This is a genomic window from Flagellimonas meridianipacifica (assembly GCF_003001695.1).
GTDB classification, from domain to species: Bacteria; Bacteroidota; Bacteroidia; order Flavobacteriales; family Flavobacteriaceae; genus Flagellimonas; species Flagellimonas meridianipacifica.
On sequence record NZ_PVYX01000002.1, the window covers coordinates 1,400,253 to 1,417,644 of the forward strand.

At 40.5% G+C, this 17,392-nt stretch carries 15 protein-coding genes; 8 read left to right on the forward strand and 7 right to left on the reverse strand.

Annotated features, from left to right (window positions below):
* Nucleotide 1 precedes the first annotated feature (1 nt).
* The gene (gene nagB, locus CLV81_RS16420) at nt 2-1,939 is read left to right on the forward strand and encodes a glucosamine-6-phosphate deaminase (protein WP_106147666.1); all 1,938 of its coding nucleotides are present in this window, start codon (nt 2-4) and stop codon (nt 1,937-1,939) included.
* Between the two features lie 270 nt (nt 1,940-2,209).
* On the opposite strand, the gene CLV81_RS16425 is transcribed toward nagB, so the two are convergent.
* The 7 genes from CLV81_RS16425 to CLV81_RS16455 all read right to left on the reverse strand — a co-directional run bounded on the left by CLV81_RS16425 (nt 2,210) and on the right by CLV81_RS16455 (nt 8,170).
* Nucleotides 2,210-3,181 carry an SDR family NAD(P)-dependent oxidoreductase gene (locus tag CLV81_RS16425; RefSeq protein WP_106146434.1) on the reverse strand — a complete coding sequence of 324 codons (972 nt, stop codon included), beginning with the start codon at nt 3,179-3,181 and terminating at the stop codon, nt 2,210-2,212.
* 24 nt (nt 3,182-3,205) lie between these two features.
* The gene (locus CLV81_RS16430; RefSeq protein ID WP_106146436.1) at nt 3,206-3,439 is read right to left on the reverse strand and encodes a hypothetical protein; all 234 of its coding nucleotides are present in this window, start codon (nt 3,437-3,439) and stop codon (nt 3,206-3,208) included.
* A 54-nt stretch (nt 3,440-3,493) separates the two neighbouring features.
* The gene (locus CLV81_RS16435; protein WP_106146438.1) at nt 3,494-4,408 is read right to left on the reverse strand and encodes an aldo/keto reductase family protein; all 915 of its coding nucleotides are present in this window, start codon (nt 4,406-4,408) and stop codon (nt 3,494-3,496) included.
* Nucleotides 4,409-4,509: 101 nt separating this feature from the next.
* The gene (locus tag CLV81_RS16440; protein WP_106146439.1) at nt 4,510-5,424 is read right to left on the reverse strand and encodes a helix-turn-helix domain-containing protein; all 915 of its coding nucleotides are present in this window, start codon (nt 5,422-5,424) and stop codon (nt 4,510-4,512) included.
* A 140-nt stretch (nt 5,425-5,564) separates the two neighbouring features.
* Nucleotides 5,565-5,894: an antibiotic biosynthesis monooxygenase family protein gene (locus CLV81_RS16445; protein WP_106146441.1), complete on the reverse strand. Its 330-nt coding sequence runs from the start codon at nt 5,892-5,894 to the stop codon at nt 5,565-5,567.
* A 57-nt stretch (nt 5,895-5,951) separates the two neighbouring features.
* On the reverse strand, nt 5,952-7,061 hold the full coding sequence (locus tag CLV81_RS16450) for a D-TA family PLP-dependent enzyme (RefSeq protein ID WP_106146443.1): 1,110 nt from the start codon (nt 7,059-7,061) through the stop codon (nt 5,952-5,954).
* Nucleotides 7,058-8,170 carry a serine hydrolase domain-containing protein gene (locus CLV81_RS16455; RefSeq protein ID WP_106146445.1) on the reverse strand — a complete coding sequence of 371 codons (1,113 nt, stop codon included), beginning with the start codon at nt 8,168-8,170 and terminating at the stop codon, nt 7,058-7,060. The genes CLV81_RS16450 and CLV81_RS16455 overlap by 4 nt, the downstream gene beginning before the upstream one ends.
* A gap of 110 nt (nt 8,171-8,280) precedes the next feature.
* Between CLV81_RS16455 and CLV81_RS16460 the strand changes: the two genes are divergently transcribed.
* The 7 genes from CLV81_RS16460 (at nt 8,281) to CLV81_RS16495 (ending at nt 17,374) form a co-directional block, all read left to right on the forward strand.
* Nucleotides 8,281-8,826 (forward strand): MarR family winged helix-turn-helix transcriptional regulator, encoded by a 546-nt coding sequence (locus CLV81_RS16460; RefSeq protein ID WP_106146447.1) that lies wholly within the window; start codon nt 8,281-8,283, stop codon nt 8,824-8,826.
* Nucleotides 8,827-9,262: 436 nt separating this feature from the next.
* Nucleotides 9,263-9,811 carry an RNA polymerase sigma factor gene (locus tag CLV81_RS16465; protein ID WP_106146448.1) on the forward strand — a complete coding sequence of 183 codons (549 nt, stop codon included), beginning with the start codon at nt 9,263-9,265 and terminating at the stop codon, nt 9,809-9,811.
* Nucleotides 9,812-9,817: 6 nt separating this feature from the next.
* Nucleotides 9,818-10,492, forward strand: coding sequence for a tetratricopeptide repeat protein (locus CLV81_RS16470; protein ID WP_106146450.1), 675 nt, complete (start codon nt 9,818-9,820; stop codon nt 10,490-10,492).
* A 31-nt stretch (nt 10,493-10,523) separates the two neighbouring features.
* Nucleotides 10,524-11,879 (forward strand): S8 family serine peptidase, encoded by a 1,356-nt coding sequence (locus tag CLV81_RS16480; protein WP_158259143.1) that lies wholly within the window; start codon nt 10,524-10,526, stop codon nt 11,877-11,879.
* Between the two features lie 649 nt (nt 11,880-12,528).
* Nucleotides 12,529-15,363, forward strand: coding sequence for a CHAT domain-containing protein (locus tag CLV81_RS16485; RefSeq protein WP_106146455.1), 2,835 nt, complete (start codon nt 12,529-12,531; stop codon nt 15,361-15,363).
* Nucleotides 15,364-15,485: 122 nt separating this feature from the next.
* Nucleotides 15,486-16,304: a DUF2490 domain-containing protein gene (locus CLV81_RS16490; protein ID WP_146129924.1), complete on the forward strand. Its 819-nt coding sequence runs from the start codon at nt 15,486-15,488 to the stop codon at nt 16,302-16,304.
* A 26-nt stretch (nt 16,305-16,330) separates the two neighbouring features.
* A complete protein-coding gene (locus CLV81_RS16495; RefSeq protein ID WP_106146459.1) occupies nt 16,331-17,374 on the forward strand; it encodes a P-loop NTPase family protein in 1,044 nt (347 codons plus the stop codon).
* Nucleotides 17,375-17,392 lie beyond the last annotated feature (18 nt).

Below are 17,392 nucleotides of genomic sequence, written 5' to 3' on the forward strand. Positions count from 1 at the left end.
GATGCGGAGTATATCTGAACTCAAAGGTTCCATTGATTTTGCTCAACCAGGGGCACTAGAGGAGACCCGATTCGAACGGGTGCACAACGTAATCTTTAAAGACTCTTCATTGGCTTCAATTGTAGTTGCCCATGAAATCGCAAGGCTGATTAGGCAAAAACATGACAGTAATGATAATTGTATCCTAGGGCTGGCAACTGGTTCATCCCCTATAAGGGTATATGAAGAACTGGTACGAATGCACAAGGAGGATGGCCTTAGTTTTGAAAATGTAATCACTTTTAATTTGGACGAGTATTACCCCATGACCAAGGAAAACATCCAAAGCTACCATTACTTTATGCACGAACACCTGTTCAATCATATCGATATTCCAGCTAAAAACGTTCATATTCCAGATGGTATGGTACCCATGCACGATTTGAATCAGTACTGCTCTCAATATGATGCCCTTATCGATAAACATGGGGGGCTGGATTTCCAACTTTTAGGCATTGGTAGAACTGGCCATATTGGATTCAATGAACCAGGGTCGCACTATAATTCCAAAACGAGAAGTATAACCTTGGACCATATCACCAGAGTGGACGCAGCGCCTGCTTTTTTAGGAATAGACAACGTACCCAGAAAGGCCATCACCATGGGTATAGGTACCATAAAAAAAGCCAAAAGAATAGTTTTATTGGCTTGGGGCACCAACAAAGCCGAAATAATCAAGGAGACCGTTGAAGGAGAAATTTCATCTGAAGTACCGGCAACTTATTTGCAGGAACACCCTAATACTACATTTGTGTTGGACCGTGCTGCATCTTCTGAACTGACCAGGATAAAAGAACCTTGGGTAGTTGGAGACTGTGTATGGGATAAAAAGCTAAAAAGCAAGGCCATTATATGGCTCTGTGAAAAGTTGAAAAAACCGGTACTTAAGCTTACCGACAAGGATTACAATAATCATGGGATGGCCGACCTCTTGACCCAAGAGGGTTCCGCTTACGATATAAACATTAACATGTTTAACCGTTTGCAACATACCATTACAGGATGGCCAGGAGGAAAACCAAATGCTGACGACAGCAAAAGACCAGAAAGGGCTGTTCCAGAAAAAAAGCGAATCATAGTGTTCAGTCCTCATCCAGATGATGATATGATATCCATGGGCGGTACTTTAGAGCGTTTGGTTGAACAAGGACACGAAGTGCATGTGGCCTATCAGACCACGGGTAATAATGCTGTAAGTAAGGAAGAGGCTATTAAATATGCAGAGGTCTGCCAGGCCCTGTATCAAAAATGGAGTGAAGACCCTTCTGAATCATTGATTAGGGAACTAACTGAACAAGAAAATATGGAAGCGGACTCAGAGGCAGTATTGGATTTGAAGAGACTCATTCGAGAAAAGGAAGCTATTGGAGCAACACGTTTTTTAGGTATTCCTGACCAAAACGTACATTTTTTGAAAATGCCATTCTATGGAACAGGAACTGCCAAAAAACGTAAGCTTTCAGAAAATGATGTTGACCTATTATCTGATTTGATAAAGACTATAAAGCCCCATCAAATTTTTGCTGCTGGTGATCTGGCTGATCCACACGGAACTCATAAAACATGTTTGGATGCTCTAAAATTGGCATTTAACAAGCTTAATGCAGAAGAGTTCATGAAAGAATGTTGGGTATGGTTATATAGTGGAGCCTGGGATGAGTGGAAAACACATGACATCGACATGGTGGTACCCATGAGTCCAGATCAGGTGGTCAAGAAGCGTAACGCCATTTTCTATCATCAATCTCAACTTAACCGAGTGATGTTCAGAGGGGATGATTCTAGGGAATTTTGGGTCAGGGCTGAGGAACGCAACCGAAATACAGCAAAGAAGTACCATCAATTGGGTATGGCAGAATATGAAGCCTTAGAAGCGTTTAAACGTATGAAACTTGAATGACTTCGTTAACATAAAAAGCCAAAATGAAGCTTTTATAATGCACTGGCCAATTGGCCAAGACTTGTGAAGCATCGATGAATACTTAATTTAAATTCTACAATTCTTTAATTGCAATTGAAAACCTTGGTTTGATGGCACCTTTTCAATTGGAGAAGCTTCCTTTAATATTTCTCACATACGATATTCTACGCAAAAGATAATCAGAGTTTTTTTCAAAGAAAAAGCGATTCGTTAAAACACGAATCGCTTTTGTTCCATGCTTTTGATGGGTTATGCTATACTTCTTGATAACGATCCATAGCTTACATCAAACACTTCTCCAGTAACCTTGTTTGTAGCATCCGAAGTGAAAAGAGCTATCGCCTTGGCAACATCTTCTGGCTCTAAATGCCCAACGGGTATTGGATTACCTGGTTTCAAAGTTTCTGAGATACCGTCAAAGGTTGAATCCGGATTGTTGGGCATCATTTTCCCCAATACGTAGGGATTATCGGCCAACTTGGTGCGGACCAATCCCGGGGCAACCACATTGCACATAATATTGTCCTTTCCATAAGTAAGGGCAGCACTTTTGGCAAAACCGATAATCGCCCATTTGGTAGAAGCATAGACTGGAAAAAGTTCATTTCCCATTCGGCCCAGTGCCGAAGATAGGAATACCATTCTTCCTGATTTTTGTTGCTTCATGAAGGGGGCGGCAGCCTGAGTGGTCTTAATTATGCCTGCGACATTTATATCGTACACGACATCTATCTCCTGCGGACTGAATTCTTCAATAGCTCCTACTTGGGTCACCCCAGCATTAGCGACGAGAATATCCAAACTTCCGAATGTGTCGACCGTTTTTTGCATCGCATTCTTTAGGTCATCAATGTTTCTAACATCGCCCTTGATGGCCAAACATTTCACATTTAGGGATTCTATTTTTTTCTTAGCATCTACCAAATCACTTTCCGAGGACAGTTTGTAGCCTACATGGGGAATGTCTTCTGTGGCAATGTCAAAAAGGACAATGTTGATTCCAGCCTTTGCAAGTTCTTCTGCGGCAGCCAGACCTATTCCCCTCGCACCCCCTGTGATAAAGGCAGTCTTTGCCGTTATTTGGGAGGTGAACACTTTCCCATTTTCTTGCTGTGCTGCAAGGGTATTACTCCCAAGGAGTGTTGCTGCTGCAACTCCTGTTGCACCCAAAGTGCCTTTTTTTAAAATTTCCCTACGGCTCATTTTATTTATGTTTTTCATTGTGCTACTGATTTATTGTTTTTATTAATCCCATCTTGAAACTATGTCCGATGGGATGTAATCTTTATATAATGCTTCGTTCGTAAAAGGCGCGTTTCCAAAATAGTCGCCCTCACTTTTTATTTCATTTTTTCTCTTATCGCTCAACAGGAAACCAAGGCCCAAAGGATTGTTCTTGAGATATCTGGCAACCATTGAATTTGAAGAGCTGTTTATTTCTTTTGTATTTGGAGCAAATGATATTCCTGTTGTTATCATCTTATGATTCTTTAGTACTATTAATTTTTAGTTCAACTTGTTCGGGAATCCCATCTATTTCAGAGCGGGAGCGGCTTCCATAGGATTTAGGCCATTGGCTGCCCAAGCAAAAGCTTGGTTTTGATTCAAATCGTTCAGTCGTTGCATTTGACTTTGTGGAATGGTAAAATCAAACAGGTCTATGTTTTCTTTGATACGTTGCGGATTCGTACTTCTAGTTAGTACACTATACCCGTTTTGCAATACCCATCTTAACAAGAGTTTGGCCTCAGAGACATTTAATTCACTTGCAACCTCCTTAATGGTGGACTGCGCATCCTGCTTTTTTTCAGCCAATACTTCACCACCTTGGCCTTCGGCCGTTCTCCAGGTGGAAAGTGGGGCCAGCGAACTGTACGCGGTGGACGCAATGGAATGTTTATTTAGAAACTGTGTCAGTTCTGGCTGCGCACAAAGCGGATGGAACTCAATTTGATTGATTTCCGGTTTTTCCAGACCTGCTTCCAAAATCTCATTGATGGCCTCTTCATTATAGTTGGACACCCCAATATGCTTGGTCAGTCCCTGTTTTTTCAATTCAATCAAGGCTCTCCATTGTTCCAATCGCAATGATGCGAGCGGGGCGTGGATGAGATAAAGGTCAACATAGTCAACCTGAAGCTCCTTTAATTGGTTTTTCAGGGTGGCAATGGTGGAATCATACGTTTTTTCTTGAACTCCCCACTGAGTGTTTCCCGGGAAAAGTTTGGTGGTCAAAAAAATCTCTTCCCTTGCGATACCAGATTTTTTAATGGCATTGCCAGTTCCTTTTTCATTGTTGTAGCCTTCCGCCGAGTCTATATGTCTGTACCCGGCCCTCAAAGCTTCTGCCACACTGGATTCCGCTTCTTCGGTTGATAGTTGGTACGTGCCAAATCCAACAAGTGGCATATTGATTTTGTTTCTTGATGTACTACTTAAATCAGTCATTTTTTTCGTTTTTATTGTTCGTAATTATTTGATACAAAGGTGTCAAGGAACGAGGGCTGTTCGCGAACCCGGTCCAAACGAAAACTGACCAATTTCAAAGATTACAGCCTCTTATTGGCTGTCCTGAAGGCCCTAGGGGATAGTTTTGTGTTCTTTTTGAAGAATCTACTGAAGTGTGTGGGCTCACTATAACCCAACAAATAAGATATCTCTTTGAGTGATAGGGAAGAATCCACCAAAAGGGATTTGGATACTGAAAGTGTGCGTTGGGATATCCAATCACTGAGCGTCCTACCTGTTTTGCTCTTAAGTACGGAATTAAGATAGTTGGGATGAAGGTTGAGTTGTTCGGCGAAGTATTGGGCCTGTAGTTTTACGTGACCCTGTTTGTCACCCAATATTTTCTTGAATTCAGATTCCAGTATTTTTTTAAACGACTTGACGATTCTGGAGCTATGCTCACCCTCAACTAGGGGATTGTAGTTGGCCCAAAACCGCTCTTTGATTTTCATCAGCAGTATCAATATCATATTGCCAATGACCTTATCCTTGTATTTGGAATCATTTTTAAACTCAAAGTCCACCTGATTAAAAAGCATTTCCAATTCCTTGAACTCTGTTTCGGTCTGTTCGTTGGGGGGCACGATTTCAGCTAGAAGAAAGGGAAATTCGCTATAAATCTCCGGATGTACATTTTCCTGAAGGAATTTTTCCGTCAACATAATGATTTGCGCCTCTTTTGAAGAGTACAATTCATATGATTTGATATGCCCTGGATTGGTAAAATAGATGGATTTATCCCCAAATGGGAACGTGTTGTCGTCAAGTTTATATACACCTGAACCTTTCTTGGTCAGGATAAAAGAAAAATATTCTGCCCTTAGAACTGGTGATTTGAAGGGGAGTTCCTGGTGAATGTTAGGAACGCTAAGAATCGTGAAGTTGATTTCATCATCCCCAGGCATACCCAATGTTTGATAGAGGTCCGTTATAGTATGACGATGAATTTTTTCCAAGACTAAAAAAAGTTGAAACCAGTTTTTGAATAAGTCCTAATCCTATTGGTAAATTTAGAACTAATTAAAAACATAATCTAAAAATGCCTACTACTAAACCTGAGAAAAATGGTTTGATAAAACGACGATATCAAGGGTTCTCAGTCGCTTCGTATAATTTCAAATTGACCCGGTGTAACTTCAATTGGCATGGGAAATCCTTTTCCTAAAACTTTCATATGGCCTGCATTCAAACCTTCATCATTTTCAAATCCGATATTTACTACTTCCTGAAACGATTTATATGAATCCCAGACCACAATATTGATGAAATTGAATTTGCCCTTATCATTAATTGTTCTATAAAACGTTGAGCTTACGAATCCCGGCTTAGTTTTGAAATATTTAATATAAGCATCCCTTACTTTTATTGCCTTTTCTTCAAAACCCTTGGGCACTTCTATTGCATTTATCACACTTATTTGTTTCATTTAAGGACGGATTGTTATTACTAATCAATCATGATAAGATTTTATTCCTTTAGACAGCTATACTGAAATTTTCCTGCTTCTGGCACTAATACTCCAATTACCTACCTTACTATTCTTTCGTATTAAGGATACCCCGTCATGTAAGTTTATGGTAGGACAAATATGATAGGGAACCCCATAGAGAACATCTCCAACTTTGATATTGTCCCATTTGTTCACTTTCAAGACACCGTGCTCTTCGCTTTGCGATAAAAGTTTGTATCCTTCGAGGTTCAAAAACTTTACCCGCTTATCGATAGGGTTTTCAGCAGCAACGGATTTATGTCCCAGATCAATGGTCACTATGTCCTTTGTGGGTTTGGAAATAACCCTGCTAATGATCAATGCGGCATATTCGAAGTCTTGCTCAGTCAATTTTTCATCATACCCCCAATCCCATAACACACATGTCCCAGGGCTACAGATTCTTTCTTGGTTTAGGAGGTGTACCGTAAATGAAGGTGTTCCTCCACATATAAGTTTCATATTTGGATTACTTGACTTAAGATTCCGATAAATCCCATTTACCTTGGAAAAAGCCTGCTCAATATCCTCTTTTCTTTTCTGAAAATCAGGATCCCTAAAGTGTCCGTCGTATATATGAATACCTTTAAGGTTCAGTCTCTTATATTTTGCAAGGGAACCAATCAGATTGTCCAAATCCGGTCCAGGTTCCACTCCCGAACGGTTCATTCCATTGTTAATGTCCAGAAATACATCGATAGTAATGCCTCTGGCCAAAGCCTCATCATGCAGTTTTTGGGCTATATCCAGATTGTCTATAATTGTGGAAAACTGGGTTCCATCAAAACTTTCAACCAACTCCCCGTAACGACTTATTTTTGGGCCGACCAGTTGATGGGCAACCAAAACACTTTTACCTCCTTCGTTTGCTACCATTTCAGCTTCGGCTATTGTCGAAGTCTTAAAATTTAAGATTCCCATGAAAACCATTCGTTTAATCACCTCGGACATCTTGTTCGTTTTAACATGCGGCATCAACCTGTTTGGGTCGTTATCCGCCATGTCCAACATTTTATGAAGATTATGTATCAATTTATCCTCATAAAGTACAAGAGAAGGGGAGTCAATCTCATCTATATTCTCTATTTGAAACCAATCTTTCATTGTTTATTGCTTTTGTTGTCGTACAAAGCGGCCAGGTCCTGTACAAATTTGTGACGGGAAGTTGACCAGGCACCATTAGAGCAAAATGCAATGACCAACTTTTCCTTTGGCTTTATGTAAAGATAAGCTGTCCCTCCTGCACTGGAACCTCCGTGATAAATCTCCTTACGGTCCTCGGAAACTCTCCATCCCAAGGCATAATTTGTAGGGGTACCATCTGAAGTTTCCCGAGGATTCCACATGTCTAAACGTGATTCCTCACTTATCAGTTGATTTTGTAAAAGGGTATTTCCAAATTTGACCAAATCTGTCGGTGTGGACAATACCCCTCCTCCTGGATATTTATTGCTTAAATCTACGGGGCGGGAGTTTTCCCAAGTACCATCCTCCAGTGTTTCATAGGGCCTTGTTCGGTTTGGGATAATTTGCTCTGGCATATCCACAGTACTTTGAAACATATCAGCAGACAAAAAAACATTCTTTTTCAGGGATTTTTGGAAAGAGGTCCTATCAAGGTTCTCGATAATACAGCCCAATATGCTGTATCCATAACTGCTGTAGTGGTAATTGGAACCCGGTGGGGCAACAAGTGAGTCCCCTTTGAAAATATCCAGTGCTTCAGCTGAAGAAGAGTAGCGTTTTATGCTGTAATATTCCGTTTCAATATTGTCAAAATCATAATGTCTTATTCCCCCTAAATGGGACAGGAGCTGTTCTGATGATATCTCATAGCCCTTTTCAGGAAAGGATTGGCAATAATCGTTGATTGGAGCCTTGATATCTAACTTCTTCTGTTCTTTTAAAATCATTATCAGAGTAGCCGTTAGACTTTTACTTATGGAGCCAACCCTGTAGACGCTTTTTTCAGTGGCTTCCAGTTGGTTCTCAATGTCTGCGAAACCTAATGCCTCTGCCAATATAATTGAGTCATTTTGAGAGACTGCAACGGAAAGACTTGGCAAGTTGTTTTCATCAAGAGCTTGTTGGAGCAAAAACTTTGCACTTGAAGTAGAGTTCTTATGTTTGGAACAACTGATTGAGCAAACGAATAGTGCCGTGCACAGGAGGATTGAAACTACGTTTCGGCGTTTTACACAAGACCTTGTCATATCGAATTATAGATTTATCTTTACATGAAGATACTTTGCAAATATATGTGATTTATCTTTATATCAAGATATTTTTGGTGCCAACAATTCCAACCACATACTAGTAGTTCATGGAGCAAAGCAAAGACGATATTTTAGACCTTCTGGTAAAACAATGGAAAAATGAGCGTCCGGATTTGGATGCGTCACCCATGCTGATAGTTGGAAGGATTTTAAAGCTGGGGAAACTTTTGGAAAAAAGAGCCAATGCGGCCATACAGGACAAATCAATTGTATATACAGACTTAGATGTGCTGGCGACACTTAGGCGTTCGGGGAAACCTTATGAACTAACACCTAAACAATTGATTGAGTCAGTTTTGATAACCTCAGGAGCCATGACCGCTTTATTAAAAAGACTGGAAAAGTTGAATTTAATCTACAGGGCTCCAAGTCAAAAAGATGGCAGGGTCATTAAGGTAGGTTTAACAAAGAAGGGGTTCGAGGTGATTGACGCGGCAATTGAGATTCGTTTTGAGGAAGCCAGGAAAACTGTTACTTCACTCAACAGGGATGAAAGGAAACACCTTGCAGTTCTTCTGAAAAAAATGCTCCAAACCACTACATTCAATTATACTCCTACATCGACAGAGACCAGGCCAGAATTATCTGAATGACCTTTAAATGCAATAAAACGTTTAAAATCAATGATTTCAATGTAAAATGTACATTTTGAATATAATCCTGAAAATGGTTCGTTTTATGACACCGAAGAAAAGAGCCAATAGTATGGCTCATATGCTTAGTAATACCAACAAACATTTTATATAGGGTCAGCAATACCGACGGTGTTCTTTTCAAAGTCTCCCCAATTTTTTCTTTTTAAGTGATACATTTAGCTACACTATTATGTTAAGCCTATTTCCCAAGTGCCAAGGAGATACTTGAAGAGCATATAATCAATATGTTTTAAATAATTTCACTTTTAATGTCACATTTTCTTTTTTGGTAGCTTATATATCAAAATAACGAACAAAGTCAAGTTGTAGATGACAGTTGGTTTTTAAGGACCTAGGTTTTTTTATAGTCCCCCCGCGACTAAACATGAAATAAATGGAAAACAAAAATTTTGGATTAACACAAGCCGATTTTGACCGATTGGTGGTTGATTTAAAACGAAACGACACCTTCTTTTTTGAACAGGTGTTCACAAAACAGTTTGAAGAGACAATTGTGTATTTAAAACGTGAAAATCGTGCGGACCATGAAGATGCCTACGATGCGACTATGGATGCCTTGATAGCTTTTAGGTTGCGATTTGTACAAGGAAAATTAAGTTATGGAAACCTAAGGTTTTTATTCACAAAAATGGCCTCACAAATGTATCTAAAAAGCAAAAGAAGTAAAGTACAAACGGTTGATAATAACCTGTTGGTTAATGAAGAGACCGTAGAAACCGAAAATAGAGAAATGTCCCCAGAGTTTAATAAGGCATGGCAGAAACTGGGTGCAGGCTGTAAAGATGTATTGACAAAATATTACTACGGCAAAATGAAATTACTGGAAATAGCGGATGAGCTCTCAAAATCACCGGCTACGGTAAGAAAACAAAAAGAACGTTGCATAAAAAAAATGAAAGAACTGATTAGTGTTGAAATTTAAAACGTCATGAAAAAAAAGCTACATCATTTGATATCAGAAGAACTATCCGAAAAAGAAACGGATGAGATCATGGGCGCATTAGTCACACAACAAATGAATGCTGAGTTACGTCAGCGCTTGGCCCATACGCTAAAAGAGAAACATGGTATTATTCGTAGTGCCGAGCGTGGAAAGGGTAAAATCAAATACCTGAACTATATGCTCGCAATAGCCGCTAGTATTACCGTATTAATTGCCTTGGTGTTCTACCCAAACTGGGCAGGCGATAGTCCCCAGGTATTGGCACAGCAGTATTTAAGTGAGCAGCCGCTGAGCCACCCTGGAACGTTTAAAGGAGCAACAGTAGTTGATGAGCAGCGTACGCAAGCTATTGTGGCCTTTAACCAAGGCGATTTTACCAAAGCGGTTACCCATTTTAAGGCACTTGAGGCACCTACAGCAGAGGATAGGTACTATTTGGGGCTTGCCTATTTAAAAAATGGGGATTATGAACAAGCGGTCCCATTGCTGGTCGAAAGCAAGACCAAGGGCAAACGATTTACACAAGAAGCACAATGGTTTTTGGGATTGGCCCATTTAGCTCTAGGAAATACTGAAAGTGCAATAAATGAGCTAAAAGCAATTGGCAAAGATGAATGGAAATATAAAGAAGCTGTTTCGCTATTGGAACAAATACATTAAATCACACACAATAAATAACACTAAAATAAAGATGATGAAAACAAATCGATACCGCATACTACTGTTGTTACTACTGAGCTTTCTAGTCTTTTTTACATCGTGTACGTCAGACATGGATGAAGATTTGAATGATGACCAATTGGCCTTGGATGGTAATGGTAATGGTGATAATGATGATGACGATGATGATGATGACGATGACGATGATGACGATGACGATGATGATGATGATGATGAAATCTTCAAACACCCTACTTTGTTTTTTGTTCGATTGGACCCCAATTTGTCCGAAGCTGAAATTGATGAACTCAAAGAGGATTTGAATTCAGACGAAGTATGGTTTCGTGAAGAGATTAACCTACGGCTATGGAACGTACGCCAGTTTCCCTACACCTCTGCCCAAGGCGAGAACGTGACCCAAATTGATGGACATGTAACTCGGGCAAGAAGCAGAACTAGGGTCAAAGAAGTGGGCTTTAACATCGGTTCAGTATTAACAGAACCAACGATTATGCCACCATTGGCCTGTTTTGAAAGCATAGTGCCGCAAGTGGCCTTGGGTTTAAATGAAGTCAAGGTCGCCATTTTTGATACGGGCATTGCTAATTTGTCCAATGCCAATTTCCCAAATTATGATTTTGCCATTGGCGAATACACAGGTTACGATTATGTTAATGATGACGAACTGCCAGAAGATGAAAACGGCCATGGCACCCATATCGCAGGCCTCATTCACCATTTATTAGGCCAAAGTGGTAATCCAGATGCTGAAGTGTCTTTTGATATTCGAAAAACGCATGATGCCACGGGCCAAGGTTTTGTTTCCAATCTCGTTCCAGCAATCCTCGACGCTGTTGAAGAGGGGGCCGACATTTTGAACTTTAGCTTTGGCTATCAGGATATCAACTCAGACCCTACGGATAGGCCTTTAAAATTGGCCTTGGACTATGCCGAACAAATGGGGGCTATGGTCATTGCCTCTGCAGGGAATACCAATGGAAACAACGATGTGGATGAGGTAATTTCCTTTCCTGCCTCGTATCCCAATGCCAATATTCTATCCGTGGCATCCGTCAGTTGTGATGATATTTTAAGTCAGTTCAGTAGCTATGGTAGGCAACGGGTTGATGTAGCGTTGTTGGGTGAAAACATTCCAGGGCCCAATTTGACCATGGGGGTCGATATGCGCTCAGGGACATCCTTTGCTTCGGCCAATGTAACGGCCATGGCGATACTTTTGGCCACCCATCAACCTACTTTTGACCAACAACAGATTCGCACGGCTTTGATAAACACCTCAACACCCAATGCAAGCTTATCCGGAAGAGTGGTTGCCAATGGCACCATAGATTTTCAAATGGCATTTGACAGTCTGACCGGTAACTAATAGTAGACTTAACCGAGTAAAAAAGCGAGCACTGGAGTGCTCGCTTTTTTTGTTCAAAGTATATTGGATAATCGAGCTCAATAAAGGTCATATATGGTCCTAATGTCATTTCGAGTGCAGTCGAGAAGTCTAAAAACGTATCGAAAAATTCTCTACGGTGCTTGAACCGACATTGATTCTAGAAAGTATTTCTTAAAATGCCCTCTCTAAAAGAGTTATATCCTTTCCTGATAGGAATGAAGGAAGGACTTTCACAAGAGTAAAGTTCCCCTTCCTCGGGAGGGATTCTACCCAAAACCAAGTGTACAGGCCTATTTAACTTTAGCTCTTCCCGTAGCCCCAGTTACATAACCATCGAGCAATTTCTGTTTTTGCTTGTCGGCCTATGGGGTTACGTTCTTAGTTTTCAATACTGCAATCGATTTGTTTTTCATGAATATGATTTTAGGATTTATAATATCCAAAATAACAATGATAATCTTACAACTGATATAATGCTTTCCTGCTTTTAACAAAGAAAGCTTCTTTTTTAGAATCTCGTTTCAATCCGTTACCATGGCTGAATTGCAAAGCCAATAGAAATATCATAACTTCATACGGTAAGTTGAAGAACAGTAATAGTCTTCCTCGCAAGAATAGCCCCAAACGCATGACCGTACTTCGCCCTTTGCTGCTTTTAAGCATCGCTTTACTCACCCTTTCCTGGACACCCAATACCAATGATTTCTTTTCATTATACTACCAAATCATTAATGACAATATTAAAAACGAACGTTACGAGGCCAATATCGATTTGATACAAGAATTGAAGGCAAAATCGGGTTATCAAGAATTGGATTGTTACCACAAAGGGAAACTGTTGCATAAAATTGGCGTCTCTCACTACATGTTGCTACAAGATGATGAAGCCGTTACCTTCTATGAAGAAGTTGCTTTTAACGTTTGGAAGGATTGTCCTGAAGTTCCTATTTCGGAAATGGCAAATACACTCTACAATCTCGGAGTTTCCTATCAGTATTTAAATAATTGGGAACCTGCAAAGAAGTATATTGACCAATCATTGCAAATAATAGAGAGCTTAAGAGACTATCCTCTTCTTGATTTAGCAGACAAGTACTATGGCATTGGCAATTTCTACAGTCTATTGAACGATTATTTCAGGTCTCAACTTTACTATAGTAAGGCCCTTAATATTTATGAAGTTTTAGATGATACTGAGTCATGGAGATTTATCCTTTTGAATGAGTTGATTGCCATGGATATTAATTTTAAAGAGTTTCATAAGGCCAAAAAAAGTATTGAGGACGCCTTAGCTATTTATGATACTTATCCGAATGAAATAGATCCAATTAATCTAGCCAAGGTTTATTTAAATGCGGGAACTACTCACTTAGAATTAAAAGAGTATACCAACGCCCGACTAATGGCTAACAACGCATTAGAGCTATTGGATGAACTAACCGAACCTTTTTATTATTCCATCGGGTTAGAATTGGTGGCCATGATTCAAACCGAAGAAGGGAAGTTAAAAGAAGCTGAGAACAATATGTATCGCGCTCTAAACTTGAGAAAGGCTCTATATTTAAAGGGGGAGAGTCAACATGCAATAGCTGCTGCCTATGAAAATCTGTGTGATATTTTAATTCGGCAAGGGGCTTTGGCACGGGCAGACCAACACCTAAGCCATGCCTTTGATATGTTGCTGCCCCATGATGATTTTGACGCCAACCATTTGCCCATTATTCAAACATCAAGGGCACGCGATGATGAACAGTTGATACGTTTGATGGAGCTTAAGACCAAAATTTTTGAGGCCAAATACCAGAATTCGCAAAATGTAGGTTTTCTTGATGCTTCGTTAAACGTGCAACATAAAATTGATTCTATAGTCAAAAGGGGGTTGCTTTCGTTTCAGTTCCAACAATCCAAACTCGAATTTTTGGAAATACGTATTGCCCACTATGCCAAGGCCATAAAAGATGCATTACGACTATATGACCTTACCAATGATGTATTTTATCTGAACGAGGCGTACGAGTTCTCATCAAAGACCAAAGCGCTGGTCCTACAGCAAGAGTTGAACCGTATCAATGCACTTTCAACAAATACTGATAAAGAGACTGTATTGGAAGAACAAGCTTTGCGAGAACATATGAATGGGCAACAAGCTTCTCTTTTTGAAGCGGATGAAGCAGATAAGGATTCAATCTTACAGGAGTACCTCATTGCACAAAACCGGTTGGATGCCTTTTTACAAAAAGTGGAACAAAATCAACCCGAGTACTACAACCAACGCTATAAATTTTTAAAAGTACCCACCCTTGAAGAAACACGACAACGTATCCCAAAAGATTTGGCCGTGGTTGAGTTCTTCGTCGCCAAAGACAGTATTTACAGTTTTTGGATTACTAAAACGCAGTTTTTTGCCAAAACCGCCCCGTTTGACGATGCAGTCCAAGATGCCATTGACACTTTTGTGTCACAATGCAACAGTCCATTGCAGTCCATATCACCAGCTGCCTCACAATTGTTGTTTGAGAAGACCCTGCAAGAAGGGTTGCAAGAATTGAACGGGAATATCGATCGTCTATCCATTATTCCTGATGGTCCTTTACACACGGTCTCTTTTGAGGCCTTGTCTAATGGGAATAACTTTGTCATCAATGATTATGCAGTTTCCTATGCCTATGCGGCTGCCTTATTGAACCAAGAAAATGAGATGGGTCAAAAGCCACAATGGGAGTATGTGGGCTTTGGGGCGGAATACAGCCAACAACTGAATGAGAAATTAAAGACCTCCAAACGTTTTTTTGGTGATGAACTTTTGGGTCAATTGACCATGTCCAGACAGGAAATTGAAGATGCAGCGGCCATCTTTAAAGGCGTAACTTTTGTCAATGAAGAGGCCAGTTTGTCCAATTTCTTCTCGCACGCCAGCAAGGCCAAAATTATACACTTGTCGTTACATGGCCTAGTCGATTTTGACGATCCATATCGTTCCGCAGTCATTTTTGATGATAGCGAGGAAGTCTACTTATTATCACCCCAAGATTTGTACAAGAACAGACTTAATGCTGAATTGGTATTGTTGAGCGCCTGCCACTCGGCCAGTGGTAAGATTTATCAGGGCGAAGGGGTGCAGGGTATGAGCAAGGCTTTTTTGTTGGGTGGTGCACAGAATATTCTCTCCAGCCTTTGGAATGCCACAGAAACCAGTTCTTTGCTTTTGACCAATTCGTTTCTAAAGAACATAAAGACCGGCGAAGCTACTGACATTGCCTTACAAAAGGCCAAGTTAAATTACTTAGAGACAGCTACCCCAAGTCAACAACATCCATACTATTGGGCTAATTTCATCATCTTGGGCGAAGTAGACTCCATTTATCCCAAAGAAAACTCTCTGTATTTGTGGATGGGGATTGGCGTATTGGTCTTGGGTTTTATATTTTTTCTTCTCTTCCGAAATCAAATGATTTTCAAATAGATACGTCTATTTTATACTATTACCCCTTCACTTTTTGACTTAAAATCAATGTGGGTTTGTCACGTTTGTTCCCAATTGTCCTTATAGAAATAAGAAAAAGAACAAACATTCAAATCCTAACAATGAAAAAGCCAAAAGTGACCACCTTAATTATCGCGATCAGCGCTTTATTCGCGAGTGCAACCAGCATCGCCCAAGAAGATTTAAAAGTATGGACCGGACATTCATGGAGTACAAAAATCACAGATGAATGGCGGGTACGAGCAGGTCAATTGTACCTCTTTGATGAGCGTCTTGATTTAAGCTCCATACAGAACAATGCACGTATCGATTACCGCTTTAATCGTCGCTTTAGGCTGGGATTTGGCTATGTAAGGTCCTCAAGCCCTGGCGATCCAGATCAACAGGCAAGAAATAGAATCGAGACCCGGTTAAGACTGTCACACCGTTGGGGAAAACTACGAATTGCCCATACGCTTCGTCCTGAGTGGCACTTTCCCGAACGAAGCAAATTTGAATACCGTATTCGCTACGCGCTGGGACTCCATGCAGGTAATTGGGGCCTACCATTAAAAATAACTCCCTATATCACCAATGAACTGCACTATTATCTGGACGGTAGACCTTTCCAATATCGAGATAGTGCGGGCGACAAATTGGTCAAACAATCACCTAACGGACTGCACGCCCATCGTATCAGATTGGGGCTCCGCTTCCGGCCATTCAAGCGTGCCAGTGCCAATCTGAGCTTCATGCGACAAAGGGAGTTCAATATTGGTAGCCCATACCGAAGATTAAATGTCACCGACCCAAGAAACGGTGAAGTGAAAAGAAGTTTCAACAATTTTTCCGTGCTGTCGTTCAGCTTCTTTTATCGCATAAAAGTGAACGGTAGCGCTAGAACCGCATCAAAACAGAATACCAAAACAAGAAACCTTTAAGTAGTAACACTAAAATCCCATATATCATGAAAACAATAAAAAGAGCAAATAGCTGTAAAAGTATCGTCGATTTTAAAATAGATCGTTCATTGGCTAAGAGCCACAAGCCAGAGGCTGGTGATGTCGCCGTTTTTGAAGTACTCGAAATAGGATCGTTAAATGCCATTCAAGACTATGCTGGCCGCAACTGCTACATTTTTGAAGGCGACCACATTATGGTAGCCTTTGGCAACCGATATGCAAGCAATCAATTTGAGGCCTATGTGCCTAAGGCATATCAAAATGAATATGATTTGGTCGGTAAAGGCGGTGTTGTAGGGAATGTGTTCTCTATGTACTACAAGCTTGAAGAAAAGGGCCCCACAAAGCTAAAAATGGTGGGCTATGTGGTTGATCAGGGTAAGGTCATCAATACCATATATCATAATAAAGAAAGAAAGGTTTTCAACCCTTTCAAACAGCGAGGGTTCAAGACTATTTTATCGGTGGGCTCAAGCATGGATAGTGGTAAAACAACGACAGCGGCTTTTTTGTGCCGAGGCCTAAAAAACTCGGGGCATAAAGTGGCCTATATAAAACTTACTGGAACCGTATTCAATAAGGATAAAATGCTATGCTTTGATTGTGGGGCAGATTACGTAACTGATTTTTCCGATTTAGGCTTCCCATCCACCTACTTATGCTCTTTGGCTACGATACTCGATGTTTATGAAGGACTTTTGAGCAATGTCGAGGCTATGGACCCTGATTATTTGGTTATCGAGGTCGCTGACGGATTGTACCAGAAAGAAACAAGCGCCTTGATGAACCATTTGCCATTCACCGATTCCATCGACCATGTGATTTTGTCATGTGGCAATAGCTTGGCGGTACATGCAGGTATCGAGTTGTTGTCCCCGATATTCGGTCCTAGGCTTTTTGCCCTTGCGGGACTCTTTACCGGAAGTCCGCTTATGGTATTGGAGGTAGAGGAAAATTCATGTTTGCCCGTACTGACCCTTGAAAAGTTGGTTGATCCAACTTTGTTGAATAATGTTTTGAAAGAATCGAAAACAGGTGTGGCCGTTTGAAGGTGGCACCCCAACAAA

Coding starts and splice junctions, on each gene's coding strand:
- nagB (WP_106147666.1), top strand. CDS start 2: ATGCGGAGTATATCTGAACTCAAAGGTTCCATTGATTTTGCTCAACCA.
- CLV81_RS16425 (WP_106146434.1), bottom strand. CDS start 3,181: ATGAAAAACATAAATAAAATGAGCCGTAGGGAAATTTTAAAAAAAGGC.
- CLV81_RS16430 (WP_106146436.1), bottom strand. CDS start 3,439: ATGATAACAACAGGAATATCATTTGCTCCAAATACAAAAGAAATAAAC.
- CLV81_RS16435 (WP_106146438.1), bottom strand. CDS start 4,408: ATGACTGATTTAAGTAGTACATCAAGAAACAAAATCAATATGCCACTT.
- CLV81_RS16445 (WP_106146441.1), bottom strand. CDS start 5,894: ATGAAACAAATAAGTGTGATAAATGCAATAGAAGTGCCCAAGGGTTTT.
- CLV81_RS16450 (WP_106146443.1), bottom strand. CDS start 7,061: ATGAAAGATTGGTTTCAAATAGAGAATATAGATGAGATTGACTCCCCT.
- CLV81_RS16455 (WP_106146445.1), bottom strand. CDS start 8,170: ATGACAAGGTCTTGTGTAAAACGCCGAAACGTAGTTTCAATCCTCCTG.
- CLV81_RS16460 (WP_106146447.1), top strand. CDS start 8,281: ATGGAGCAAAGCAAAGACGATATTTTAGACCTTCTGGTAAAACAATGG.
- CLV81_RS16465 (WP_106146448.1), top strand. CDS start 9,263: ATGGAAAACAAAAATTTTGGATTAACACAAGCCGATTTTGACCGATTG.
- CLV81_RS16470 (WP_106146450.1), top strand. CDS start 9,818: ATGAAAAAAAAGCTACATCATTTGATATCAGAAGAACTATCCGAAAAA.
- CLV81_RS16480 (WP_158259143.1), top strand. CDS start 10,524: ATGATGAAAACAAATCGATACCGCATACTACTGTTGTTACTACTGAGC.
- CLV81_RS16485 (WP_106146455.1), top strand. CDS start 12,529: ATGACCGTACTTCGCCCTTTGCTGCTTTTAAGCATCGCTTTACTCACC.
- CLV81_RS16490 (WP_146129924.1), top strand. CDS start 15,486: ATGAAAAAGCCAAAAGTGACCACCTTAATTATCGCGATCAGCGCTTTA.
- CLV81_RS16495 (WP_106146459.1), top strand. CDS start 16,331: ATGAAAACAATAAAAAGAGCAAATAGCTGTAAAAGTATCGTCGATTTT.